Genomic DNA, 23,310 nt, shown 5'->3' on the forward strand with positions numbered 1-23,310 from the left:
CTACCGCAGATCCCGGCTTTCGAGCGCAGCGCGGACAGCAGCACAGACTTCCAGGAAGGCCGCATCCGACGCCTTCGAAATCCCGGCATGCTGCATGAAATTGTGGATCAATCCATCGAAGCAGCGATAGCGAACATCGTTTCCGGCGGCCTTGAGTTGCTCGGCAAAAAACCGCCCCTGGTCGCGCAATACGTCATTTTCGGCCGCATAGAAGAGGATTGGTGGCAGGCCGTCGATATCGGTCGCCAGCACAGGCGACACGCGGCTGTCGGTGGCCATTTCAGGTTCAGGCAGATAGGCCTTCGCGAAATATTCGGTCTCTGCGAACTCCAGGTAGTAGCCGGTTGCAAACTCGCGGTCCGAGCCAGACCGAGAGGCAAGCCCCAGATAGGGCCTGGCATCGACGAGCGGATAGAGCAGGCAGACGGCTCGGAAAAGCCTTTGCTGCTTGAAGTGGCGCATGAGCGCGATGGACAGGTTCGCGCCTGCACTGTCGCCCATCAGGACAAAATAAGCCGGATCGCCTGCGTGATTGGCTGCCTCCGCCAGGATCCACTCGACCGCTGCAAGTGCGTCTTCGACAGCCGCCGGAAACGGATGTTCCGGCGAGAGTCTGTATTCCACGAAGACGACCAGAGCGCTGCACTCCAGTGCAATGCGCGCCGATTGCAGCGCATAGGTTTCGGCGTCGCCAAGGACAAAGCCGCCGCCATGCAGATAGAGAATAACCGGCAAAGGACCGGCCGCATCGACCGGTTTGTAGAGATGGAGAGAAACGCCGCCCGCGCCCGCTCCAAGCCGGACGACTTCTTCCGTCACCGGCCTTTCGGGAGGCCGGCTCATGTCCCGATACTGATCGCGGTAGCTGCAGCGCGAGCCATTCAGCGTTATCTCATCCTGCTGAGCAGCCTGCTCCGCCGCCAGCCGATCAAGCATGACCTTGATGTCCGGATCGAGTGCCATTTCCACTCCAATTCCCAATCAGGCCACGAATTCCCGCATCGCTTCCGCTGCCTGCATGCGCTCACGATGCAGGCTCACTTCAAAAGATCTGTCCAGATCTTGGTGTACATCGCCTGGACATCGGCTGGACAGCCGATATTGACCTTGCCGTGCTGGACCAGTTCGGCCGGAATGTTGAGCTCCGCTGCCTTCTTCATGTCCTCAGGCATGAATTTCTCTGAGCCCTTGATCCCGTTGGCGTAGCGCGCAAACGCCGACAGCATCGCTGCATTCTCCGGGTCCATGACAAAATTCATGAACAGCTTGGCGTTCTCGACATTCTTGGCATCCTTTACGATCATCAGATTGTCCATCCAGATCGGATAGCCTTCCTTGGGGTAGCCATAGAGGATGTCCGGGTTTTGCAGGCGCGAGCGAAACGAGGCACCATTCCAATTGACGCCCGCCGCAATATCCCCGCGCGAGTATTTGTCGATATTGCCGAAATCCATGGCCAGCCATTTCGGCTTGGCCGCCACAAGCGTATCGCGCACCTTCTTCAACACCGTCTTGTCGCTGGTGCACGGCTCGCCACCCACATAGGAAACGGCAAGGAACATCACGTCCGACATTTCCGGCACGACATTGACTTTACCGACCAGTTCGGCCGGCGGGTCCATGAAGATGGCCGACGTGTTGATGTCGCCGGAATAGACAGATTTGTTGACCGTCACACCCGTCGTGCCCCACATCCAAGGCACGGAATACCGGCGGCCGGGGTCGAACGGGACATCGATCCAACGCGGATCGACGTTCTTGAAATTCTCCATCTGATCCGGCCGGCTCTCCAGGACAAGGCCTTCATCAATCCACACCTTCACCACCGGCGCGGACGGCACCACCATGTCGTAGCCATGACCACCCTGGCGAATCTTGGCGAGCGCGGTGTCGTTGGAATCGTAATCGGTCACCGTGACCTTGACGTCGTATTTCTGCTCGAACTTCTTCACCATTTCGGGGCTGGTGTAGTTGCCCCAATTATAGATGTTGAGCACGCCTTCGGCATGCGCAGCGCTCATTCCGGCAAGCGTTGCGACGGCAGCCGCGGCTAAAGACTTCTTCCAGGCCATTGTGTTCTCTCCCTCCCGGTTTGCGCCTCGTCATGTGCGCTTCAGAGGCAGACTGTCACGCGATCGCTCGTGGCACAAGAGTGCGATCTGCGATCGCAAAAGATTATTTGGCCTCGAGGAATATCGCGACTTGGTCGATAGCCGGCAAAGCCTCCTGCACAACGACAGAAGGTTTGAAAAGCATGCTGAAAACGCTGCAGATGGCGATATTGTCGTCAGCCGAATTCACTCCACGGCGCAAATGTCACGAATGGCGCGAATAGCGGCGAGAGCCTCGATCGAGCGTTCCGGATTGACGAACTCCGGCCAGGTCGACAGTTTCACCGCGGCAAAATCGGTTTGCGGATCCATGTAGATGTACTGGCCGAAAATGCCGCGGCACATATAGGAGCGCCGTTCGGGATCCTCGATCCAGAACTGGTTATGATAGGCACCGTGCGGCAGGACAGTCCGATAGACGCCCTGGAAGAGCTCATGATTGCCGCGACGGGTTTCTTCGATCCATTCCGATGGGACGATCTGCCGGCCATTCAGCGCGCCGCCCCGCAGATGCAACAGCGCAAAGCGGGCATAGTCGCGCAGCGTCGCATTGAGGCCGCCGTCCGCCAGCGCATAGCCGCCGTGGTCGACGGTTATGTAGGCGTCTTCTTCCGCGCCCATCGGCGCCCACAGTTCCTTGCTGATCAGTTCGGCCAGCGGCAAGCCACTGACCCGTTCCAACAGAAAGCCTAGGATGTCGGTCTCGATCGACCGATAGTTGAAAAGCTCGCCATGCGGCCGCTCGAGCTCGGTCAGCGTCATGATAAGTTGCCATACCGTTTGCGGCCAGTCCGGCCGCGTCATAGGCTTCCAGCCGCAGGCCTGATCGAGCTGCTGCATATGCGAGCCCGCCGTCGTGTAGGACTCGTCGAAAAGGACACCGCTCGTCATGTCCAGCACCTGCTGGACAGTCGCGCCTCGATAGGCCGTCGCTTCAAGCTCCGGCAGATACGTCGTCACTGGTGATGCTGTCTCGACAAGCCCCTTGTGAACAAGGATGCCCAGTACTGTGGCAACGATCGATTTGGTAACCGACATCGCCAGGTGATGGCCATGCGGCTTCATCCCGTTCATGTAGCGTTCGGCAACGATTTCGCCCCGCGACAGCACGAGAAAGCCGTCGGTAAAACTGTTATCGAGAAAATCCCGGATCGTACGACGGCGCCCGGCCACCTCGAATTCGATGTGATCGATTTCCATAAGGCGCGTCGGCAAGGGCGAGGCAGGTCCCTGCCCGCGCCAGATTTGTGCCGTGGCAGTCATTTCGCGCACATGCTGGAAGGTCCATCGATGATAAGGAGGGTAATCCCAATCCGTACGCGGAATAACAGGCGACCCAGGCGTCTTCGGATTGCGCCATGACGCGTTGCTGTTGGCATTCATGTTGAACCCACCTCCATTGTCGGCCGGCGATCTGCTCGAACGCCAATCATCCTTCGATGCTTTCTCGCTCGACCATCTGCCCGGGTAACCGATGGAGTGAAGCGACAAGCTCCCGCGTGTAGGTCTCCTGCGGGTTTGTCAGCACATCTGCGGCACCACCCTGCTCCACGATCCTGCCCGAGCGAAACACATAGACGCGCTGGCAGAAGGAACTGACGACGGACAGGTCGTGCGAAATGTAGACCAGCGTCAGTGCACGCTCTCGGCGAAGGCGAGCGAGCAGTTCCAGGATCTGCGCTTGCGTGGTCACGTCGAGTGCCGAGGTGATCTCGTCGGCGATCAGCACTTGCGGTTGCAGTGCCAAAGCCCTGGCGATCCCCACGCGCTGGCACTGGCCCCCAGACAGCTGCCGTGGCTTGCGCTCGCCGAGCGCAGTGGGCAATTCCACCATGTCGAGAAGTTTCGAGGCCTGTCTCAGCGCTTCCCGTCGACCGGCGATGCCATGGCGCCAGATTGGCTCGGCAATCGCCTCCAGTGCGGTCATGCGCGGATTGAGGGAATCGTATGGATTCTGGAAAACCATCTGAACGCGGCGCCGAAATGCCAGGAGGTCACCGCCTGCAAACTGCTCGATGGGACGACCATCCAGTTTGACCGTTCCGGCGGCCGGGCGGTTCTGCCTGATGATGCTGCGTGCCAGCGTACTTTTGCCGGATCCGCTTTCGCCAACGATGCCAACCGTTTCGCCGGTGGCGACGGCAAGGCTCACGCCGTCCAATGCCGCGAAAGGCGCAGGTTTTCGGTTGCGGACGATGTCGATGAGATCGCGTTTCGCCGGAAAGACAACGCGCAAGTCTTCGATCTGCAGCAACGGCGTCTGATCTTCGACTTGCTTCCAACCTGTCTTGAACTGCCTTTTACCCGGCTGAGAGTCCACCAGCAGCCTTGTATAGGGATGTCGGGGTGCCTCGATGATCTGCCCTGCCTCCCCCTGCTCGACGATCTCGCCATGACGCATCACGATGATGCGCGAACAGACGTCCGCCAGAACTCCGAGGTCATGGGAAATCAGCGCAATCGCAAGGCCACGTTGCCGATTGAGCTCCTTGAGCAGCTCAAGGATTTTCGCCTGGACCGTGACGTCGAGAGCTGTGGTCGGCTCGTCGGCAATCAGCAGTCTCGGCGCGCAGCTGATCGCGGCTGCGATCATCACGCGCTGCTTCATGCCGCCCGACAATTCGTGCGGATATGACTTCGCCCGCATTGCGGACTCGCGAATGCCGACGTCATCAAGAAGTTTGACAGCTCTCCCCAGCGCCTCGCTTCGGGAAAGAGCGAGGTGCCGGATCATTGGCTGCGCAATCTGCCTGCCGACTTTCCGCAGCGGATCCAGGTGTGACGCCGGATTCTGGAAAATCATCGCCATGTGGCGGCCGCGCAGCTTCGTCCATTCCGCCTCGCCAAGGCCCAGCAAGCCCTGGCCGTCGAAGTGGACATCGCCGGTCACGTCGGCTGTCGAAGGCAGCAATCCCATCGCAGCGCGGCAGATGGTCGACTTGCCGGAACCGCTCTCGCCGGCAATGCCAACGATCTCGCCCGGCATGATCTGAAACGAGACATGCTTCAGCACCCTTGTATTGCCGAACGTCACCGAAACATCGGCGATATCGAGCAGCGGACGGTCTGCTGTCGTTAGCGGAGCGAGCGGCCCGTTCATGCCGACACCTGCCCGCGACGCAACTGGCCAAGGCCGTCACCGAGAAAGGCCAGGCCGAGCCCCAGCGAAATGGCTGCCAAGCCCGGGAAGGTGCAAATCCACCACGCCTGGCGGATATAGCGGCTTCCATCCGAGATCATCACGCCCCATTCCGCCAGCGGCGGCTGAGCACCCATGCCGAGGAAACCGAAGCTCGCGCCTGCGAGCATGACAAGGACAGCATCGCTCACCGCATAGGCAACCACGGGCCCGAAAGCGTTGGGCAGCACGTGGCGCAACAAGACAACACGATCGGAATAACCCAGGCACTGCGCGGCCTGCACATACTCGCTGTCGCGGATCGCCATGACTTCGGCACGCACCAGTCGCGCATAGGTCACCCAGCCGACCACCGCCAGCGCGATGAAGAAGTTGATCAGCCCCGGACCGAGCACGCCGACGATCGCCAGCACCAGGACGAAGAATGGAAAGGCAGCCGTCAGGTCATAGAGCCGCATCAGAAGCGTATCGACAGTGCCGCCATAATAGCCGCTGAGCAGGCCGACGGTTGTGCCGATGAGGAGTGGCGGCAGCACGCCGGCCAGGCACATCAGGAGATCGATGCGCGCGCCGTGGATGACGCGCGAGAGCACGTCCCGTCCGACTTGATCCGTCCCGAACCAGTGCGCCGCGCTCGGCCCCTTCAGCGCATTCGCGATATCGACTGCGGTCGGATCGAAGGGCGCTACCAAGGGCGCGAACAAAGCCAGGACGATCCAGATACCGACGATCGATCCAGCAACCAGGAGGCTCCACGGCAGAGTGACCGCATGTTGTTTGGTCGCGCCGGAGGCAGGACTGGCTTCCATCGACATGGCGACCTCCTATACCCGTGCGCGGGGATCGATGGCGGCAGACAGGAGGTCGACCAGGAAAGTCACCACCACCGTCGTCACCGCAAACATGAGGGTGAGCCCTTGGACCACCTGGTAGTCACGCGCCAGAAGGGAATTGACCATCAATGTGCCGAGCCCCGGCACCGCATAGACGGTTTCGACGATGATCGTGCCTCCAATCAGGAAAGCGACGAGGACTCCGAACAGGTTGAGCGTCGGCAGGATCGCGTTGGGCAATACCGTACGCCAGAATATCTCTCGTTCCCCAGCCCCTTGCGCGCGCGCCGCAACGACGAAATCGGCGGAGGCCTTTTCAATGAGAGCGGCTCGCAGGCTCTGAACCAGCACAGGCACCATCCAGATCGCAGTGGACAGCGCCGGCAGGAACAGGTGATGCAGGTGATCGGCAAAGGTCTTGCCGTAGCCCGAGACAGGAAACCAGCCGAGCCCGACGCCGAAGAAACGCGACATCATGATGCCGAGCCAGAACACCGGGATGGCCATGCCTGCGATGCCGATGAAACGGATGAGCTGGTCTGCAAGGCTGCCGGGCCTGCGCGCGCTGGCAATCGCCAACGCGATCGATGGTGGTACCGCGAGACAGACGACGTAGCCAGTCAGGAAAAGCGTTGGCCAGATATACTGTCCGATCAAGGCCACGACCGGACGTTTGTAGCGCATCGACTGACCGATATCGCCGGCGAACACGTTGCCGGCATAGGTCATGAATTGCTGCCACAGCGGCTGATCCAAGCCAAAACGCTGCCTGATCGCTTCGATCGTTTCCGGGCTGGCACGGTCACCAGCGATGACCCTGGCGGGATCTCCCGGCACCATGTGCACCAGCAGGAACGTGACGATGCAGATGCCGGCAAGCACGAAGATCAATTGGATGATGCGCCTGAGGATTGTTTGCAACTCGCCACCGTTTCGATCGCTTGCGAGGTCGGCAGAGGCCGACACAAGGAAAGCGGCGCGGTGCCTTTCAGCACCGCACCGCCTCTGGGAGGATCTATTGCTCGATCGTTGTCTCTTCGAGCGTCCACTGCATCGCCGGCGTCATCTTCAAGTTCTTCAGACGTTTCGAATAGGCGATCGCATAAGGCGAATAATAAAGCGGAATCTGCGAGACCTCTTCCGTGGCGATCTTCGAGATCTCCTGGTAGATGGCAGCCCGTTTGGCTGGATCCTGCTCGCGAGACCCTTGCTCGGTCAGTTCGTTCACCCGCTTGTTGTTGTAGAAGGTGTTGAAGGCGTGTGAATCGCATTCGCCGCACAGCGCCCAGCGCACGGCAAGGTCCGGATCGGTCACTTCATTCATCCACCAGGTCGGCGTGGCGTCGTATTCGCCCTTGCCTGTCGCGTCCCACCAGCCGGGCGTGTCGACATTGACGAGCACCGGCTTCAGCCCGATCGCTTCCCACTGTGCCTGCATCAGGAGCCCAATCTGCTGATTGGTCGAGCCACTGCCAAGGATGATCTTCACTTCCTTCCCGGCCATGCCGGATTCCGCCAGCAACTGCTTGGCTTTCTCCATGTCCGCAACGATGCCTGGATAATTGTCGTCATGGAATTGAAGCGACCCGGGGAGCGGTGTGTTCGCCGGCTTTGCATAGCCGCTGGTGACAGCCTGGGTCAGAGCCTTGTTGTCGAGTGCATAGGCGGCTGCCTGTCGTGCTTTCAGATTGGAGAACGGTTCGCGACCATGGTTGAGAAGCGAAACGAAGATGACGTTCGATGGCTCCATACGCATGTCGATGCCATCGGTTGCCTTGAGATCGTCGATCTGGGCCCAGTTGACGCCGCGCATGACGTCGACTTCGCCGGTCTTGAGCATGGCCGCCGCTGTCTCCGGCTCGGCGACTTCGACCAGTTCCACGCTCGCTTCCGATTTCGGATAGCCTTGCCGCCAATAATTTGGATTGGGTGCAAGCACAAGCTTTTCGCCCGGCTTCCATTCCTTGACCATGTAGGGGCCGGAAGAGAGTGGCACCGAGTTGAAGGCACCATCGACACCACGCTTGTCGACATCCGCCTTGGAGACGATGCCGACATTCCACAGTTCGAGATTGGCCAGCATCGGAGCCAGCGCGTGCTTCATCTTGATGACAACCGTCTTCGCATCGGGCGCCGAGATCGATTCCACGGCAGCCAGCGGCGATGGCAAAGCCGACTCCTTATCCGATCGGACACGCTCCAAACTGAAGGCGACGTCCTCAGCCGTCACCGGTGAGCCGTCTGAAAATTTGGCGTCACGCAAATGAAGCGTGTAGGTCATGCCGTCGGTTGCTGCCTCCCATTTTTCTGCGAGACCCGGCTCCAGTTCACCAGTTTCGAAATTGCGGCGCAGAAGCCGGGAGTAAAGCTGTCCATAAACTTCGATGTTTCCGGCGGCACCGGAACGCGACGGATCGAGCGTCGTGGCCGGATAAGGCGATGCGATGCGAATGACGGACTCTGCCTGTGCAGCACCGCCTGGCGAAAAGACCGCCAAACCCAGCGCAGCCGCCAGCATCGCCTTTTTTATCGTTTTCATCTGAAACTCCCTCTGGGGCGCTTTGCGCCTTCTTGTTTTCGTCGCCTGCGCAACGACCGCGAGCAGCACGCCAAACGACTTCATTATGCGATCGCAGATCGCAAATAATGTCAAGGTCGTTGTGAGGGAATGCCCGCGATTTCAACCACACATGTGAGATCGCGGGGCAGGATCTCTTGGCATGTGGCGCTGACGCTCCGAAAAAACGCGAACCGTCATGATCAAGTGCTGCGCCCCTCTTCTCTATGGCAATAACGTTGCGATCACTGTGCCGTGCCGCCTTCATGCCCCTGCCACAATTTGGTTTAAACGGACTCTGGGCTTTGTCGGGACACTCTGAGGTGCCGGGCATCGCTTGCGCTTCTTCAGCTTAGCTTATTGTTTTATCGCAGGTTTTCATCGCAAACTGTGGGACCACTTTTGCGGAACCTGGTTAGGGTTGCGAAAACATCATGAACGACGCCGACGCTCCGATCGACGAGCAGAATATCGGCAGTGGTCTATCACGGACAATTGACCGCATCGTGGAGCCACGCGTTCTCGGCCCGATCGTCGGTGCGATCGCCGTCGCCGTCGCCGTCGTGGCCATCCATGAGATCGGTGGCAAGGTCCACCTGAACCATATCCTCGATGCCATTGCCGCCACCTCGTTCTCCACGGTGGCGCCGGCACTCGCCTTCACACTGATCAGTCTGATGGCGATGGCGCTGTATGATGTCATGGCCATCCGGCACATAGCGCCAGACAAGGTACCGGTCCGACTTGCCCTGTTTGCTGGATTTGTCGGTTACGGCTTTTCCAATGCAATCGGCTTCCATGTTTTCGTCGGAGGTCCGGTCCGCTACCGCATCTACCAATCGGTCGGGCTCGATGCCGCCGATGTCGGACGGATCGTCGGCGTCTCCTTCTTGACCTTCTGGGGCGGGCTGCTCACAATCGTCGGCCTGGCGATGCTGCTCGACCCGGTCGGCCTTCCGGCGCTCAGCCTGGTGTCGCCGGTCGACGACCGCATCATCGGCGGCAGCATCCTTTTCGGGCTCTTGGTTGTGCTGCTGTGGCTGTCGCGTGGCCAGCGGCAGGTCTCGGTGCTCGGATGGACCTTCCCGTTCCCTTCGGCCCGCAGCGCGGCGGTGCAGATCCTGATTGGCGCCGTCGACATCGGTGCGGCAGCGGCCGCTCTCTACGTGCTTCTGCCTGCCGATGTTGCGCCTGGGTTCACGGTGTTCCTCGCCCTGTTCGCGCTAGCAGTCGTCGCAACCGTGGTCAGCCATGCGCCAGGCGGCCTCGGGGTGCTGGAAGCAACGATCCTCTTCGGGCTCGGTGCCGGCGCGCGGCCGGATGTCGTCGCGGCTCTGGTCGTCTTCCGCATCGTCTATTACTTGCTACCGCTGGCGCTGGCGGCCCTGGCACTGCTTGTCTTCGAGATCTACCGCGTGCGCTCCACCGTCTCGACCGTGGCGGGGCGAACGCTTGCGCTGACGCGCCACATCGTGCCGCCGATCAGCGCCACGCTGGTCTTTGCCGGCGGGCTGGTGCTGTTGTTCTCGGGCTCGGTGCCGGCCATCGGCGACCGCACCGACTGGCTGAGCGATATTCTTCCGCTGCCCTTCGCCGAGGCGTCGCATCTTCTGGCCAGCGTCACCGGGCTGCTGCTCATCATCATCGCCCGCGGCCTCTACCGCCGCATCGCCCTGGCGCGCTTCGCCGCCATCGTCCTACTCCTGACCGGTGCCCTCTTTTCGTTGATGAAGGGATTGGACTGGGAAGAAGCCGTCGTGCTGATCGCCGTAGCCGCCACGCTGTTCATCTACAAAGACGCCTTCTATCGCAAAGGCGACTGGCGCTCCTTCCGTCTCGACGCGACTTGGATCGGCCTGTTGGCCATTGTCGTGATCGCAAGCACCATCGTCGGGCTGCTCGCTTATCGCCACGTCGAGTATCAGTCGAGCTTATGGTGGGAATTCGCCTGGGACGGCGATGCACCACGCTTCCTGCGCGCCACCATGGCGCTTGCCATCGTGGCCGCCGCACTTGCCATCGACACGGTCATCAACCGCCCGCCCCATCCCAAGCCATCCGGCCGCTCGGCGGTGCCGGATGCGGTGCGCCGCATTCTCGAGACATCATCCGGCACGGAACCGTGCGTGGCTCTGCTCGGGGACAAGTCCTTCATGATCTCGCCTTGCGAGAAAGCCTTCCTGATGTATGCGAGGTCGGGCAACAGCTGGATCACCATGGGCGACCCCGTCGGCGACGCACAGGCCGGCAGTACGCTGATCTGGCGTTTCGCGGAAGCCGCCGACCAGGCTGGCGCCCGCGCCGTGTTCTATTCTATCCAGCCGGAATTCCTGACTCATTATCTGGACATGAGCCTGGCGATCCTCAAGATCGGTGAGGTGGCCCGCATCAGCCTAAGCGATTTCTCGCTCGACGGCGCGGTGCGGCAGCCGCTTCGTTACGCGTATGGCAAATCGAGCCGTGAAGGCCTTGTTTTCTCCGTCATTCCCAAAGCGGATGTCGCCAGCTTCCTGCCCGAATTGCGAGCGGTCTCCGACGAGTGGATGGGCAAGAAGCACGGTAGCGAAAAAGGCTTTTCACTCGGCTATTTCGACGATGACTACATGCGCGAATTCGACTGCGCTGTGCTGCGCAAAGGGGATGAGATCGTCGCCTTCGCCAATCTGTGGCGCAGCGGCGATGGTGAGGAACTGTCGGTCGACCTGATGCGCTACAAGCGTGGCGTCTCCAAGATCATGATGGATGCGCTGTTTGCGCACATCCTGCTGCTTGGCAAGGCGGAAGGCTACAAATGGTTCAACCTGGGAGCAGCACCGCTGTCGGGGTTGGCCGACCATCCGCTCGCCTCCACCTGGAACCGGATCGGCACCTTCATCTACAAGCGCGGCGACGAGATCTACAATTTCGAAGGCCTGCGCGCGTTCAAGCAGAAATTCGACCCGGTGTGGACGCCGCAATATCTGGCATGCCCCGGCGGTCTCGCCATGCCGCAGATCCTGCTCGATATCACGACCTTGATCTCAGGAAACCCGATCCGGATCTTCAAGCGATGAAACGATTGGCAATAAGAAATCTGGCGATGAAAATTCAAGCTGCCGCCCTCTCGCTGCTGATTTCCTTCGGTTGCAGCGGCCTCGCCCTGGCACAGTCCAATGCACCGGCATCGACTCTTTCGGTCGGGCGCTTGCAGAATGTGCGCCTGCTACCCGCAAAAGGTGATGCCAAGGCGATGGTCGTCTACTTCTCCGATCGCAGCGGATGGAGCGCCAAGGACGACACGACAGCATCTGCCCTCAGCGACGACGGCAACGTCGTCCTCGGTGTCGATCTCGCGACCTATGCCCAAGAGCTCGATAAGGCAGACGGCGTCTGCCTCTACGTCGTCGGTGAGATCACCGACCTCGCCCAGACCGCGCAGCGGCAACTCAACATCCAGACCTATCTGCCGCCGATCGTCGCCGGCAGCGGCGAAGGCGCAACCTTCGCTTATGCTGCGCTCGCCGATGCGCCCGCCAACACGCTCGGCGGAGCCGTTGCTTCCGGCTTCACCAACCGGCTGACGCTGCGCCTGCCGTTCTGTCCCGGCTCGACGGCGAACAAGACCGCCGACGGCAAGGCCTACGACTATGCGTTCGACAAGGCGATGCCGGAAGCGGCAACCCTGTTCGTGAGGGACGATGCGCTCGAGGCGACGCGAACCCAAGCTGCGCGGCAGTCGAACATCACGGTCGAAGCACTCGACCGAGACAACGCAGCCGCCCAGATCGTCACCACCATTTCCTCGCTGGCCGAAGCGAACCAGCCGTTCGGCACGCTGCCCGTCGTCGACCTGCCGTCGACGACGCCGCCGAAGGCCATCGCCATCTTCATTTCGGGCGACGGAGGCTGGCGCGACATCGATAAGACCATGGGCGAGTGGCTGTCGACGCAAGGCGTCCATGTCGTGGGGCTCGATGCGCTGCATTATTTCTGGTCGAAGCGCACACCGCAGGAGCTGACCGCCGACATCACCACCCTGATCAGGGATGCCGACCCGCAGGAGAAGCTGCCGGTGATGCTGATCGGCTATTCCTTCGGAGCGGACACCCTGCCGCTCGCCTATCCCCTCTTGTCGAAGGACCTTCAGGACAGGACCAAGGTGATTGCGCTGATGGCGCCCAGTCTTTCCACCTCGCTGCAGGTCACCATCAGCGGCTGGCTCGGCATCGACGACAGCGGCTATCCGGTGCCGCCCGCGATCGCTGCCCTGCCGAAGGACAAGGTGCTGTGCATCTACGGCAAGGAAGACGACGAGGGCGGCTGTGAGGATCCGGCCGTCAAGGACGTCACCAAGATCGAGACGGATGGCGGCCATCATTTCGACGGCGAATACACCAGCATAGCCCGCCGGTTCCTTGACAAGCTGTGAGACCATAACGGAGTCGATCGGCCGCCCCATGGGCTTAATCTGCCCAAGCTAGGTGCAGGCCCGCGCCTCATCTGCCGCAGTGACTTCGCGGCAAGAGTCTGGCATCTGAAGTCCATGGGAGCCATGCGGGACATTTTCAGGGACAAGCTGACGGCCGCGGCCGTTTCGGTCATCCTTGTCTATCTGTTCCTGCTGCAGGCTTTCGTAGCCGGCATCACTCAAAGCGCGATGGCTGCTTCGGCCGCTGATCCGTTGCACGTCATCTGCACGACCGAGGGCGCGGAAACGCCTTCGGATCCGATCGGTCCCGCAGGAAACGGCAACGCTTGCCCTTGCGCTGCTCTGTGCAACATCACCGGGTTGGCAAGCCCGGCTGTTGTGGGCGGTCAGGACCATGTCTATCTGACCGCCACACGGCCCGGGCACCCCCGCCCGCGCCTTGCATTGAACCCGTTCACGCCGTCATTGCGCGGCTTCGTTCCTGGCCCCAGAGCACCACCGCTTCTTTCCTGACCGCATTGTTGCAACACGACGGCTTCGAGCTGCCGTGCACCTCATCACGTCAGGAGACACCCATGTCCGAACTCACGATCGGGCGGGAGCCCGCAGGCATTGCCGCGCGCTCCGCGTCCAACCTCTATCGCGCCGTCTGGCGCTGGCATTTCTATGCAGGCCTGCTTGTCCTGCCCTTCATGATCACGCTCGCGGTGACGGGTGCACTATACCTTTTCAAGGACGAAATAGACGGTATCGTCCACTCCGACCTCAAACTCGTCGAAGTCCAGGAAAGCGCAGCCAAGGCCCTGCCCTCGCAGATGGTCGACGCAGCTGTGGCCGTCTATCCGGGAACTGCGGTCAAATTCACCGATCCCGTGTCGCCCGACGGTTCCGCCGAGATAACAGTGGAGACCGCCAATCAGGGTAAACTCGCGGTCTATGTCGATCCCTACACCGGCAAGGTGCTCGGTGCCCTACCCGACCGGGGAACGGTGATGTGGACGATCCGTTATCTACACAGCCTCAAATATTTCGGCTCGTTCACACGAGCCCTTATTGAAATCGCCGGCGGCTGGTCGATCTTGCTGGTCGGTACCGGCATCTATCTGTGGTGGCCACGCCGTCAGATGGGTGGCGTGGTGAGTATCCGAGGAACCCCGCGTCGCCGCATTTTCTGGCGAGATACACATGCTGTGACGGGCATCTTCGTCGGTTTTTTCATTGTGTTCCTGGCGGTCACCGGAATGCCATGGTCCGGCGTCTGGGGAGCCAAAGTCAATGATTGGGTGAATGGCAACAACTACGGTTATCCCGCTGGGGTGTGGACCGGCGTTCCGATGTCGGATGAACATGCCAATCATCTCGCCCAGATGTCCTGGTCCCTGGAGCAAGCCAAGGTACCGCAGTCATCTGAACAGCAGAACCAGGCGAGAGCGGTCGGGCTGGATGAGGCCGTCGCCACGTTCGAGAAGCTCGGCCTTCACAAAGGTTATGCAGTCAACCTTCCGACAGATACATCGGGGGTCTACACCGGGTCCGTCTTCCCAGACGATCTTGCCAGCCAGCGGGTAATCCATCTCGACCAGTACTCCAGCAAGCCGCTGATCGATGTCAGCTTTGCCGACTACGGCCCGTTCGCCAAGGGAATAGAATGGGGCATCAGCGTACATATGGGCCAGCAGTTCGGGCTTGTGAACCAACTGGTGCTTCTAGCCGCCTGTATTGCCATCGTCGTTTTGGCCATTTCGGCAGGCGTCATGTGGTGGAAACGTCGGCCTTCAGGATCTTTAGGTGTCCCTCCCTTGCCTGCGGATACGCGCGTGTTCCGCGGCCTGCTTGCCATCCTGATCGTCGGCGGCATGATCTTCCCGCTGGTTGGAATTTCGCTGGTGGTTATGCTGGTTCTGGACTGGATTTATTCCAGCATACGGCCGCAGAGAACCGCCTGACGCCTTCTCTGGGACGCAGCCAGCCTGCTGCGTCCCTCTAGGTGGCTGAAACCAAATACCATGCCGGCTATCTCATACGACACGCTATACGCCCCAGACGCCTCGCCGAGCAAAGTTGTTTCATTTCACGCCGGTCGAACCGAATTAGCTTGTTAGCCTCTGCTCGAATTTCAGGATTCCGTTTCGCGCATTCATCCTTAAGTTTACTATCCTTATGGACTTAAGGGAGGAGCGACGATGATCGAGCGTTCGCGCAATTCCGTCATCATCATTGGTGGTGGCGCCAGTGGCGTGTTGCTGACAGCGCATTTGCTGCGGTCGGACGACCCGGGTCTGCGCGTCACCCTAGTGGAGCGCCGCGAGAGCTTCGGCAAGGGCATGGCCTATTCCGCTCTCCTGCCCGATCACCTCTTGAATGTCGCCGCCACCAATATGAGCGCTTTCCCAGCCGATCCTCAGCACTATTGGCGTTGGCTTCAGCAAAAGCAGATCGTTTCCGCCGATGCCGGTCCCGTTTACACTCCGCGCAGTACCTATGGCCGCTATCTCCAGGAATTGCTGGAGGGCATTGCCGAACGCGAACGCACGATGGGACGGCTACGGTTGGTGCAACAGGAATGCCTGAGTGTCACCACCACGCAGGGCGGCGTAGAGGCACGGCTTGCCGATGGTACCAGCCTTGTCGGCCATGTTGCCGTTCTTGCAACCGGTCATGACGAAGAGCCTGCCCCGGGCCAGAACTTTGCCGTCCGCATCGGTTCAGCAGAAGATACGCCACTTGCTCACGACGCGCCGGTTCTCATCCTTGGCACCGGCCTCAGCATGGTCGATGCGTGGCTAACCCTCGAACATCGGGGGCATAGGGGCGAGATAACGGCGGTATCGCGGCGTGGCCTACTGCCTTGGCCGCACCAGAAAGGCCATCCGATCAAACTGGACAGTGCCGACATCCCGCTCGGCACAGAACTGTCCTATTTCGTCGACTGGTTCCACAAGCTGGTGCGCGAGACGGAGAAAGCCGGCGGCAACTGGCGCGATGTCGTTGATGGGCTCAGACCTTTCAACCAACGCATCTGGCAGAACTGGCCGTCTACCGCCAAACGACGCTTCCTCGAACACACCAAGGCCTGGTGGGATATCCACCGGCATCGTATGCCGCCCCAGATCCATGCTCGTGTGAATCAGGCCGTGCAAAGCGGTCGGCTGAAACTGCTTGCCGCGCGCGTGCTTGGCACTGAATCCGACAATGGCGACAGGCTGGTGAAACTTCTGCCCCGCCGTTCGCGTGATACCGAAATCCTGCGTGTCGGTCGTGTCTATGATTGCACAGGCATCGTCAAGGACGTTTCGACAGGTTCTATTGCGGTAATCCGTTCCCTAACCGACCGCGGCCTCGCGCGGCCTGATCCGCTACGCCTTGGCCTCGACGTGACACTGGATTGCGCCGTCATCGACAAAAACGGTGCGGCCTCCGATCGCTTGTTCGCGGTAGGCCCCCTCACCCGCGGAACATTCTTCGAAATCGACGCCGTGCCCGACATCCGTAACCAGACAGCCAGGCTGGCGGGACGACTGACGCAACGAGCCGCACCAGGGTTCCGCTGAGCTGCTCTCAACGAAAGAAAGCGGCGCGGGCAATATTGTCCGCGCCGCTGCCACGCTTTCTTGACAATGGTCAGTAGTTGCGAGCTGGCACCAGGTCGAAACGGCCCGCCGCAACCCCAGCGTTGGCAGCCCAGGCGGCTTCGCGTCGCGAGAGCGAATTCTGCACAAAGGATGCGACGTGTTCGAATGCGTCGAGATCCGCCACTGTTTCAATGCCGCTGACCAAGAATTCAGAAACCCCGGCATCGACAAAAGTGAGCAGTTGCAGCGCAGCTTGCGCGGGTTGCTTGGAAAGGACTATCCGATCCGGATCTCGGTTTTCAGCACCGAAGAATATGGGCAATGCGAAGCGAACCTTGCCTTGCCGGCCATGCCTTGCCGCAGCTGCACGAACCCGCGCTGAAAGCAAGCGAGCCTCGTCGGAGGACCCGACTGCAAGCTCAAAGATATCCGCGTGCCTGCCGACGACATTAAGTGCTGTTCCGGAAAGGCCACCCATGCGTATAGGCATGGTAAACCCTCTGGCACCCTTACGAGGGACAAAACCGCCGGAGATGCTGTAAAATGGTCCCTCGTGGTCGATCGGTTTCTCGTTCGCCCACAACCGCTTCAACAGAGTCAGATACTCATCTATACGCCGCCAGAAAGCGATGTGGCTCGGTTGCCGGTCGGAATCGACTTGCCCTCGCGCAGGTATCCGAAGTGCAATACGGCCGCGGCTTTGGAGCTGCAGCGCTGCCAACTTCCGGGCTGCGGTGACAGGATCGAGTTCCCCAGCAGCGTGGGGGACTACAATCTGCAGGGACTCGACGTCGGTGGCGATGGATGGATCCGCCGCAGCAAGCGACTCACTCTTTTCATCGAGTTGCCAGGATTGAAAGCCTGCGCGCCAGGCCGAAGCCGGCCGAATCTCGCCCTGCTCCTTAAGAGCAGTGAACGATTGTGCTATGTCGGCAGAAGATACAAAAGTGAACACGACGCTCATCACAACTTCTCCCTTGTTGTGGTGGACAGGCGGGTGGTTCAACTCCTTTGGAGTGACGAGGATGGCCTCGCCTCTTCAACTCAGGGCACGATGCCAAAGATGAAAGCGCTGGCGAAAAGGAAGGAAACGGCAAATACGGCATAGGGCAGAAGTACCCCGGTATTGCCGCTCGGCGACACTGAAATGCGACGGTCGCCGGACCTTGTTGTGCCGACAGGGGCTTGGAAATTCGCCATGGCGTCCTCCATTTCCCCTTAGTCTATAAAATCAGTAGATTTTGTCGATTGCTATTTTCCGGATCGGATTGGCATAGCTTTCTCAAGAAAGAGTACGCCGCCGAACATTGTTCTCAATATCGATAGTTTGGAAAATCCGACGCCTCAGCGGCCCCGATAGGAAATTGCCAAGCGGCGGGTAGCCTCACCTCGCAATAATTCTGGCGAAGCCCCGTCGATTCTCGTATCACTCCGCCGCGCCCAGAAAAAAGGTGGCGCGATGCCCATGGAAAGCCTCAGATGTTCGAAGACCTGCAGCCAGCGCCAACCGACAAGATTCTTGCCCTGATCGGGCTGTATCGTGCTGATCCGCGCACCGACAAAGTCGATCTCGGCGTGGGTGTCTATAAGGATCGCGATGGCAAGACGGCGGTGATGCGGGCGGTGCGCGAGGCCGAAAAGCGCCTTTTGCAGAGCCAGGACACCAAGACCTATCTCGGCCTCGCGGGCGACCTCGCCTTCAACGAAGTGATGGCTAAGCTGGTTTTCGGCGACAGCGCCGACTTCACCCGCATCCGCGCAGCCCAGGCACCAGGCGGCTCCGGAGCACTGCGGCTTGCAGCGGAGTTGCTGAAGCGCACGCGACCGGATGCGACAGTCTGGATTTCCAACCCAACCTGGCCAAATCACGTTCCGATGATGCGGGGAGCCGGTCTCACCATCGCGGAATATCCCTATTTCGACGCCGTCAGCGGCTCGGTTCGCTTCGACGACATGCTGGCCACGCTGAAGACTGCCAAGCCCGGCGATGCCGTGCTGTTGCATGGCTGCTGTCACAACCCAACAGGCGCCAACCTCTCGATCGAGCAGTGGACCAGAGTGACGGATCTGTTGGTCGAACGCGGCCTGCTGCCGTTTGTGGACATTGCCTATCAAGGCTTCGGCGAAGGTCTGGAAGCCGATGCCGCTGGCCTGCGTCTCGTCGCAGGTAAAGTGCCTGAAATGCTGGTCGCCTCGAGCTGCTCCAAGAACTTCGCGGTGTATCGCGACCGCGTTGGCGCCGCGATGATCCTGGCAAAGAGCGGTACGGAGGCAGATATCGCATTGGGCCACATGCTGGCGGCTGCACGCACGCTCTATTCGATGCCGCCGGATCATGGCGCTGCGGCAGTTCGCGTCGTTCTGCAGGACAAGGAGCTTCGAGCCGACTGGGAAGCCGAACTCGAGGAAATGCGCCAGCGCATGCTGCGGTTGCGCGTCGCTTTCGCCGAAGCGCTGCGCCGCCAGTCCAACTCGGATCGCTTTGACTTCATTGCAGAACACCGCGGCATGTTCTCGCGGCTTGGACTGACCGAGGCCCAGGTTGATCGGTTGCGAACCGAGCACGGCGTCTACATGGTGGGCGACAGCCGCATCAATGTGGCTGGCCTGCCGGAAGACGGTTTGGACAAGCTCGCCCAGGCGATCGTCTCGGTGCTGGATTAGGCGAGACACCAAGATTGTGGACAAGGAGCCAATGTCGCCCACCGGCGTTGGCTGTCTTGCCTTGGCGAACTAGAATCCTGCGATGAAGCCCTCCAAGGACATATCCCGTCTCATCGAGATCATGGCGGCGCTGCGTGCGCCGGTCACAGGCTGTCCGTGGGATATCGAGCAGGATTTTTCGACGATCGCCCCCTATACGATCGAGGAAGCCTATGAGGTGGCTGACGCGATCGCGCGTGGCGACATCGACAACCTGCGTGAGGAGCTTGGCGACCTCCTGCTTCAGGTGGTCTACCATGCCCAAATGGCTGACGAGCAAGGTGAATTTGCCTTCGGCGATGTGGTCGAGACCGTTACACGCAAGATGATCCGCCGTCACCCACACGTCTTCGGCGACGAAGAAGCCCGCACTGCCGGAATGGCCAAGGGCATGTGGGAAAAGATCAAGGCAGAGGAAAAAGCTGAACGCCGTGCCGAGCGGATCGCGCGGGGCCTGGATCCGGAAGACCACGGCAAAGGGTTCCTCGATTCCGTGCCCGTTGCCCTGCCCGCACTCACGCGCGCGCTGAAATTGCAGGAAAAAGCCGCACGTGTCGGTTTCGACTGGGGTGAGGCCGTACCAATCCTCGACAAGATCGAGGAAGAAGTCGCCGAGTTGCGCGAAGCCTTGGCCAGCGGCGACACTGCGTCGATTAAGGATGAGTTCGGCGACATGCTGTTTGCCGTCGTCAACCTCGGTCGACATCTCAAAGTGGATTCGGAAGCAGCTCTCTCCGGCACCAACGACAAGTTCCGCAAACGTTTTCACTATGTGGAGCGGGCGCTGGAAGCTTCAGGCCACAGCCTGGAGGCGGCGTCGTTGGAAGAAATGGAAGCCCTCTGGCAGCAAGCCAAGCGCGAGACCTGACGTTGCGGCAAACCTTCGAAAAGGTATAGAGCGGCTTCCGGCCGCTTTGTGTCACGTAAGAGAGGAGCGAATCGCCTCTCCCGCTAGCGATTCCATTCGGCACACTGGAACACGACACGGTACCCATCCGGATCCTGGAAGGTCAGGCCGACCTTGTCCCAATAAGGGTTGAATGAAGGCACCGGATCAAAACCCGCGAGCTTCATGGTATTGACCGCATCTGTCCACGTGGACTGCTCGGGAAGATAGAAAACGAGAAGGTGATCTTGGGATGGCGCCCGCCCTACAACCTCGCCGTGTGCCTTTGTGAATTCCAGATGATAGGGCGCGTTTGGATGTCCCAATATGATCCCGTCGAAGCCGTCGTGATCATCGAAACGTGCAAGCACTTCAAAACCTAAACCCTGTTTGTAAAACTGCAGCAAGGCTTCGAGATTGTCGGACGGCCTTGCGACCCGCATCTTCGGAAGAAAGGGCATCTCAATCGCTTTTGCGTTGCAACCGGCCTTCGATCTCTTCGCGCGCGCTTTCAGTCGCCATCAATGACAATGATACGCTACCATCTTCGTTGTCGGTGCGTTTGACGACGTCGCCATTGCGGTAAAGCCAATCGACCATGCCGAGTTGAGCAGGCTGCAGGGTGATCTCGATCGACTGCAATTCGCCCGAGACGCGTGTTTCGATCAGCGCCTTGAGCGCATCGATCCCCTCGCCAGTCACAGCTGAAATGGCAATCGGCGGGCGTTTTGTATCCGCACTCTCCGACAAAAGACGCTCTCGGTTGCCTTCATCCAGCAAGTCGATCTTGTTCCACACCTCAACGACACGATCGGTATCGGCTGCGTCGACACCAAGATCGCCGAGAATGCGTTCAACATCTTCTGCCTGCGCTGCAGTGTCCGGGTCGGAAATATCGCGCAGATGGATGACGAGGTCCGCTTCCACAACTTCTTCCAGGGTCGCCCGAAATGCGGCCACCAGATGCGTCGGCAGATCGGAGATGAAACCGACCGTATCCGAGAGGATGATCGGCGTGCCGTGCGGCAGGCGTACCCGTCGTAGTGTCGGGTCGAGCGTGGCGAACAACATATCTTCCGCCAGAACCCCGGCGCCTGTCAGCCTATTGAACAGTGTCGACTTTCCGGCATTGGTGTAGCCAACGATCGCAACCACTGGAAAAGGCACTTTTTTCCGCTTCGCGCGATGCAGATCGCGCGTGCGGCGCACCGTCTCCAGCTCGCGCTTCAGCCTGATGATCTTCTCTTGCAATGCCCGCCGGTCCGCCTCGATCTGCGTTTCACCAGGACCACCGAGGAATCCCGCGCCACCGCGTTGGCGTTCAAGGTGGGTCCAGGATCGCACCAGACGACCCTTTTGATAGTTGAGATGTGCAAGCTCGACCTGCAGCGTACCTTCCTTGGTGCGGGCGCGTTCGCCGAAGATTTCGAGGATGAGGCCGGTCCGATCCAGGACCTTGACGTTCAGTTCCTTCTCGAGGTTGCGCTGCTGCACAGGCGTCAACGGATGGTCGATGATCGCCAGTTCGGCGTGCTTGTCCTTGACCGCCTCGGCCAGTTCCGAAACCTTGCCCGAACCCAGCAACGTCGCCGGTCGCGGCTCGGCGACGATGGCGATCGATGTCTGGACGGGATCGAGATCGATGGCGCGGGTCAGGCCGACGGCCTCTTCCAGCCGCGCCTCCGGCGAGCGTGCCAGGCGCACGCGGCCTGTATCGTCCTCCTGCCTGCCGTGATTCGGTAGGACAGGCACGACTACGAGAGCACGGGTCGCCTCTCCGGAGCCCGCGCCCTCATTATTTACGGATTGCCCGCGGCCCTTCCGGCTCGCGTCGTTCTGCTTGGTCAATTAGCCGCCTTGGCTTTCCTCGCCATCGAACATCTGAACCGGCTGGCTCGGCATGATCGTGGAAATGGCATGCTTGTAGACGAGCTGTGAATGTCCGTCGCGTCGCAGCAATACACAGAAATTGTCGAACGAGGTCACCACCCCGGTCAATTTCACGCCATTGATGAGGAAGATTGTGAGTGGGTTCTTACTCTTGCGCACCGAGTTCAGGAACAGGTCCTGAAGATTTTGCGAACGCTCTGCCATTGTTCTTATCTTTCGCCGATCCCCTTCGGTATGCATGCCAGTGCGCCAAAATACTCGGCATATGTCAAGCTTGCAGACATGCTTGTCGTGAACAACGACAAGTAGAACGAGATATATTGATGTCCATTCCTGTTGTGCCGGTTATCAGGCCGGACTTTTTTCCGCAACGTCAAAAAACGCCTGCCGCAACGAAAGTGTTGTTGAGCCGGGATGACCATTAGCAACGGTTTGTCCGTCGATGGCAACCACCGGCATGGCGATCGTCGTCGCAGAACTGATGAACGCTTCACGTGCCGCCTTGGCCTCGGCGACGGAAAAGCTGCGTTCCTCAATCTTCAGGCCGAGCTTGGCCGCAACGTCGAATATCGTGGTGCGGGTAATGCCACGCAGGATCCCGTGCTCCGCCGGCCGCGTCACCAGGACACCGTCCTTGGTGACAATCCAGGCGTTCGAGGAACCGCCTTCCTTGACATTGCCGTCCTCGTCTACGAACCAGGCCTCCTGAGCGCCGGCCTCCTTGGCTTGCTGCTTTGCCAGAACGTTCGGCAGCAATCCGACGGACTTGATGTCGACCCGATCCCAGCGATTCTCCGGCACCGTGATGACTTTGATCCCGTCTTCGGCACGCTTGGCCGCAAGCGCTGGATTCACCTTCCTGGCAGTCACAACCAGGGAGGACATCGTATCTGCGGGAAACAGGAAGTCTCGGCTGGCGACACCACGCGTCACCTGCACATAGACGAGGCCGTTGAAGACCTGATTGCGTCGGACAACCTCCCGCAACACGATCTCAAGCGGTTTTCTGCCGATCGGCCAGTCGATACGAAGCTCGCGCAGCGATCGATCGAGCCGATCGAGATGGCGTTTCATATCGACAATGAATCCCCGCGCAACCTCGCAGACCTCGTAGACGCCGTCCGCGAACTGATAACCGCGATCCTCGATATGCACGGCCGCGTCACGGTGAGCGACATAGCGTCCGTTGACATAAGCAATGCGCGGCATGG

General features: G+C 60.1%; 20 protein-coding genes. 7 read left to right on the top strand and 13 right to left on the bottom strand.

All coding sequences use genetic code 11. The annotated features are described in order from the left end of the window. The 7 genes from L4923_RS01670 to L4923_RS01700 all read right to left on the bottom strand — a co-directional run bounded on the left by L4923_RS01670 (window position 1) and on the right by L4923_RS01700 (window position 8,622). Entirely contained in the window at window positions 1-963 is a 963-nt protein-coding gene (locus L4923_RS01670; RefSeq protein WP_239361607.1) for an alpha/beta hydrolase, read from the bottom strand. Between the two features lie 74 nt (window positions 964-1,037). Next, window positions 1,038-2,072, bottom strand: coding sequence for an extracellular solute-binding protein (locus L4923_RS01675; protein ID WP_239361608.1), 1,035 nt, complete (start codon window positions 2,070-2,072; stop codon window positions 1,038-1,040). A gap of 225 nt (window positions 2,073-2,297) precedes the next feature. Beyond that, window positions 2,298-3,494: a serine hydrolase domain-containing protein gene (locus tag L4923_RS01680; RefSeq protein WP_239361611.1), complete on the bottom strand. Its 1,197-nt coding sequence runs from the start codon at window positions 3,492-3,494 to the stop codon at window positions 2,298-2,300. Between the two features lie 46 nt (window positions 3,495-3,540). Beyond that, window positions 3,541-5,211, bottom strand: a complete 1,671-nt coding sequence (locus tag L4923_RS01685) for a dipeptide ABC transporter ATP-binding protein (RefSeq protein ID WP_239361613.1) — start codon at window positions 5,209-5,211, stop codon at window positions 3,541-3,543. Beyond that, window positions 5,208-6,065 (bottom strand): ABC transporter permease, encoded by an 858-nt coding sequence (locus L4923_RS01690; RefSeq protein ID WP_239361615.1) that lies wholly within the window; start codon window positions 6,063-6,065, stop codon window positions 5,208-5,210. Before L4923_RS01690 ends, L4923_RS01685 begins: the two co-directional genes overlap by 4 nt. A 9-nt stretch (window positions 6,066-6,074) precedes the next feature. Further along, entirely contained in the window at window positions 6,075-7,004 is a 930-nt protein-coding gene (locus L4923_RS01695) for an ABC transporter permease (protein WP_239361616.1), read from the bottom strand. 94 nt (window positions 7,005-7,098) lie between these two features. Then, window positions 7,099-8,622, bottom strand: a complete 1,524-nt coding sequence (locus L4923_RS01700; RefSeq protein ID WP_239361617.1) for an ABC transporter substrate-binding protein — start codon at window positions 8,620-8,622, stop codon at window positions 7,099-7,101. 452 nt (window positions 8,623-9,074) lie between these two features. Between L4923_RS01700 and mprF the strand changes: the two genes are divergently transcribed. The 5 genes from mprF (at window position 9,075) to L4923_RS01725 (ending at window position 16,599) form a co-directional block, all read left to right on the top strand. Then, window positions 9,075-11,693, top strand: a complete 2,619-nt coding sequence (gene mprF, locus L4923_RS01705; RefSeq protein ID WP_239361619.1) for a bifunctional lysylphosphatidylglycerol flippase/synthetase MprF — start codon at window positions 9,075-9,077, stop codon at window positions 11,691-11,693. Window positions 11,694-11,719: 26 nt separating this feature from the next. After that, window positions 11,720-13,048 (top strand): virulence factor family protein, encoded by a 1,329-nt coding sequence (locus L4923_RS01710; RefSeq protein ID WP_239361621.1) that lies wholly within the window; start codon window positions 11,720-11,722, stop codon window positions 13,046-13,048. Between the two features lie 123 nt (window positions 13,049-13,171). Beyond that, entirely contained in the window at window positions 13,172-13,561 is a 390-nt protein-coding gene (locus tag L4923_RS01715) for a DUF2946 family protein (RefSeq protein WP_239361623.1), read from the top strand. 62 nt (window positions 13,562-13,623) lie between these two features. Next, entirely contained in the window at window positions 13,624-14,994 is a 1,371-nt protein-coding gene (locus L4923_RS01720; protein ID WP_239361625.1) for a PepSY-associated TM helix domain-containing protein, read from the top strand. Between the two features lie 237 nt (window positions 14,995-15,231). Continuing rightward, window positions 15,232-16,599, top strand: coding sequence for an FAD/NAD(P)-binding protein (locus L4923_RS01725; protein WP_239361627.1), 1,368 nt, complete (start codon window positions 15,232-15,234; stop codon window positions 16,597-16,599). A gap of 70 nt (window positions 16,600-16,669) precedes the next feature. On the opposite strand, the gene L4923_RS01730 is transcribed toward L4923_RS01725, so the two are convergent. Then, entirely contained in the window at window positions 16,670-17,584 is a 915-nt protein-coding gene (locus L4923_RS01730; protein ID WP_239361629.1) for an LLM class flavin-dependent oxidoreductase, read from the bottom strand. Between the two features lie 80 nt (window positions 17,585-17,664). After that, complete coding sequence (locus L4923_RS01735; protein WP_239361630.1) at window positions 17,665-17,820, bottom strand: hypothetical protein; 156 nt, start codon at window positions 17,818-17,820, stop codon at window positions 17,665-17,667. 279 nt (window positions 17,821-18,099) lie between these two features. Between L4923_RS01735 and L4923_RS01740 the strand changes: the two genes are divergently transcribed. Both L4923_RS01740 and mazG read left to right on the top strand, forming a co-directional pair. Then, complete coding sequence (locus tag L4923_RS01740; protein ID WP_239361631.1) at window positions 18,100-19,284, top strand: amino acid aminotransferase; 1,185 nt, start codon at window positions 18,100-18,102, stop codon at window positions 19,282-19,284. Between the two features lie 82 nt (window positions 19,285-19,366). Then, window positions 19,367-20,191: a nucleoside triphosphate pyrophosphohydrolase gene (gene mazG / locus L4923_RS01745; protein ID WP_239361633.1), complete on the top strand. Its 825-nt coding sequence runs from the start codon at window positions 19,367-19,369 to the stop codon at window positions 20,189-20,191. Between the two features lie 83 nt (window positions 20,192-20,274). On the opposite strand, the gene L4923_RS01750 is transcribed toward mazG, so the two are convergent. The 4 genes from L4923_RS01750 to L4923_RS01765 all read right to left on the bottom strand — a co-directional run bounded on the left by L4923_RS01750 (window position 20,275) and on the right by L4923_RS01765 (window position 23,308). Continuing rightward, window positions 20,275-20,670 carry a VOC family protein gene (locus L4923_RS01750; RefSeq protein ID WP_239361634.1) on the bottom strand — a complete coding sequence of 132 codons (396 nt, stop codon included), beginning with the start codon at window positions 20,668-20,670 and terminating at the stop codon, window positions 20,275-20,277. Between the two features lies 1 nt (window position 20,671). Then, entirely contained in the window at window positions 20,672-22,057 is a 1,386-nt protein-coding gene (gene hflX / locus L4923_RS01755) for a GTPase HflX (RefSeq protein WP_239361640.1), read from the bottom strand. Further along, window positions 22,058-22,303 (bottom strand): RNA chaperone Hfq, encoded by a 246-nt coding sequence (gene hfq, locus L4923_RS01760; RefSeq protein WP_018428055.1) that lies wholly within the window; start codon window positions 22,301-22,303, stop codon window positions 22,058-22,060. A gap of 144 nt (window positions 22,304-22,447) precedes the next feature. Beyond that, window positions 22,448-23,308, bottom strand: a complete 861-nt coding sequence (locus L4923_RS01765; RefSeq protein WP_239361642.1) for a D-amino-acid transaminase — start codon at window positions 23,306-23,308, stop codon at window positions 22,448-22,450. Between the last annotated feature and the right edge of the window lie 2 nt (window positions 23,309-23,310).

Origin of the sequence: Terribium retamae (assembly GCF_022347545.1) — a bacterium.
Lineage (GTDB): Bacteria > Pseudomonadota > Alphaproteobacteria > Rhizobiales > Rhizobiaceae > Mesorhizobium > Mesorhizobium retamae.

Excerpts from the sequence above, each read along its gene's own strand:
- L4923_RS01730 (WP_239361629.1), bottom strand. The coding sequence starts at position 17,584 with ATGAGCGTCGTGTTCACTTTTGTATCTTCTGCCGACATAGCACAATCG.
- L4923_RS01720 (WP_239361625.1), top strand. The coding sequence starts at position 13,624 with ATGTCCGAACTCACGATCGGGCGGGAGCCCGCAGGCATTGCCGCGCGC.
- L4923_RS01670 (WP_239361607.1), bottom strand. The coding sequence starts at position 963 with ATGGCACTCGATCCGGACATCAAGGTCATGCTTGATCGGCTGGCGGCG.
- L4923_RS01700 (WP_239361617.1), bottom strand. The coding sequence starts at position 8,622 with ATGAAAACGATAAAAAAGGCGATGCTGGCGGCTGCGCTGGGTTTGGCG.
- hfq (WP_018428055.1), bottom strand. The coding sequence starts at position 22,303 with ATGGCAGAGCGTTCGCAAAATCTTCAGGACCTGTTCCTGAACTCGGTG.
- L4923_RS01690 (WP_239361615.1), bottom strand. The coding sequence starts at position 6,065 with ATGTCGATGGAAGCCAGTCCTGCCTCCGGCGCGACCAAACAACATGCG.
- L4923_RS01685 (WP_239361613.1), bottom strand. The coding sequence starts at position 5,211 with ATGAACGGGCCGCTCGCTCCGCTAACGACAGCAGACCGTCCGCTGCTC.
- L4923_RS01710 (WP_239361621.1), top strand. The coding sequence starts at position 11,720 with ATGAAAATTCAAGCTGCCGCCCTCTCGCTGCTGATTTCCTTCGGTTGC.
- L4923_RS01750 (WP_239361634.1), bottom strand. The coding sequence starts at position 20,670 with ATGCCCTTTCTTCCGAAGATGCGGGTCGCAAGGCCGTCCGACAATCTC.
- L4923_RS01735 (WP_239361630.1), bottom strand. The coding sequence starts at position 17,820 with ATGGCGAATTTCCAAGCCCCTGTCGGCACAACAAGGTCCGGCGACCGT.
- L4923_RS01725 (WP_239361627.1), top strand. The coding sequence starts at position 15,232 with ATGATCGAGCGTTCGCGCAATTCCGTCATCATCATTGGTGGTGGCGCC.
- L4923_RS01715 (WP_239361623.1), top strand. The coding sequence starts at position 13,172 with ATGCGGGACATTTTCAGGGACAAGCTGACGGCCGCGGCCGTTTCGGTC.
- L4923_RS01765 (WP_239361642.1), bottom strand. The coding sequence starts at position 23,308 with ATGCCGCGCATTGCTTATGTCAACGGACGCTATGTCGCTCACCGTGAC.
- L4923_RS01675 (WP_239361608.1), bottom strand. The coding sequence starts at position 2,072 with ATGGCCTGGAAGAAGTCTTTAGCCGCGGCTGCCGTCGCAACGCTTGCC.
- L4923_RS01740 (WP_239361631.1), top strand. The coding sequence starts at position 18,100 with ATGTTCGAAGACCTGCAGCCAGCGCCAACCGACAAGATTCTTGCCCTG.
- mazG (WP_239361633.1), top strand. The coding sequence starts at position 19,367 with ATGAAGCCCTCCAAGGACATATCCCGTCTCATCGAGATCATGGCGGCG.
- L4923_RS01680 (WP_239361611.1), bottom strand. The coding sequence starts at position 3,494 with ATGAATGCCAACAGCAACGCGTCATGGCGCAATCCGAAGACGCCTGGG.
- mprF (WP_239361619.1), top strand. The coding sequence starts at position 9,075 with ATGAACGACGCCGACGCTCCGATCGACGAGCAGAATATCGGCAGTGGT.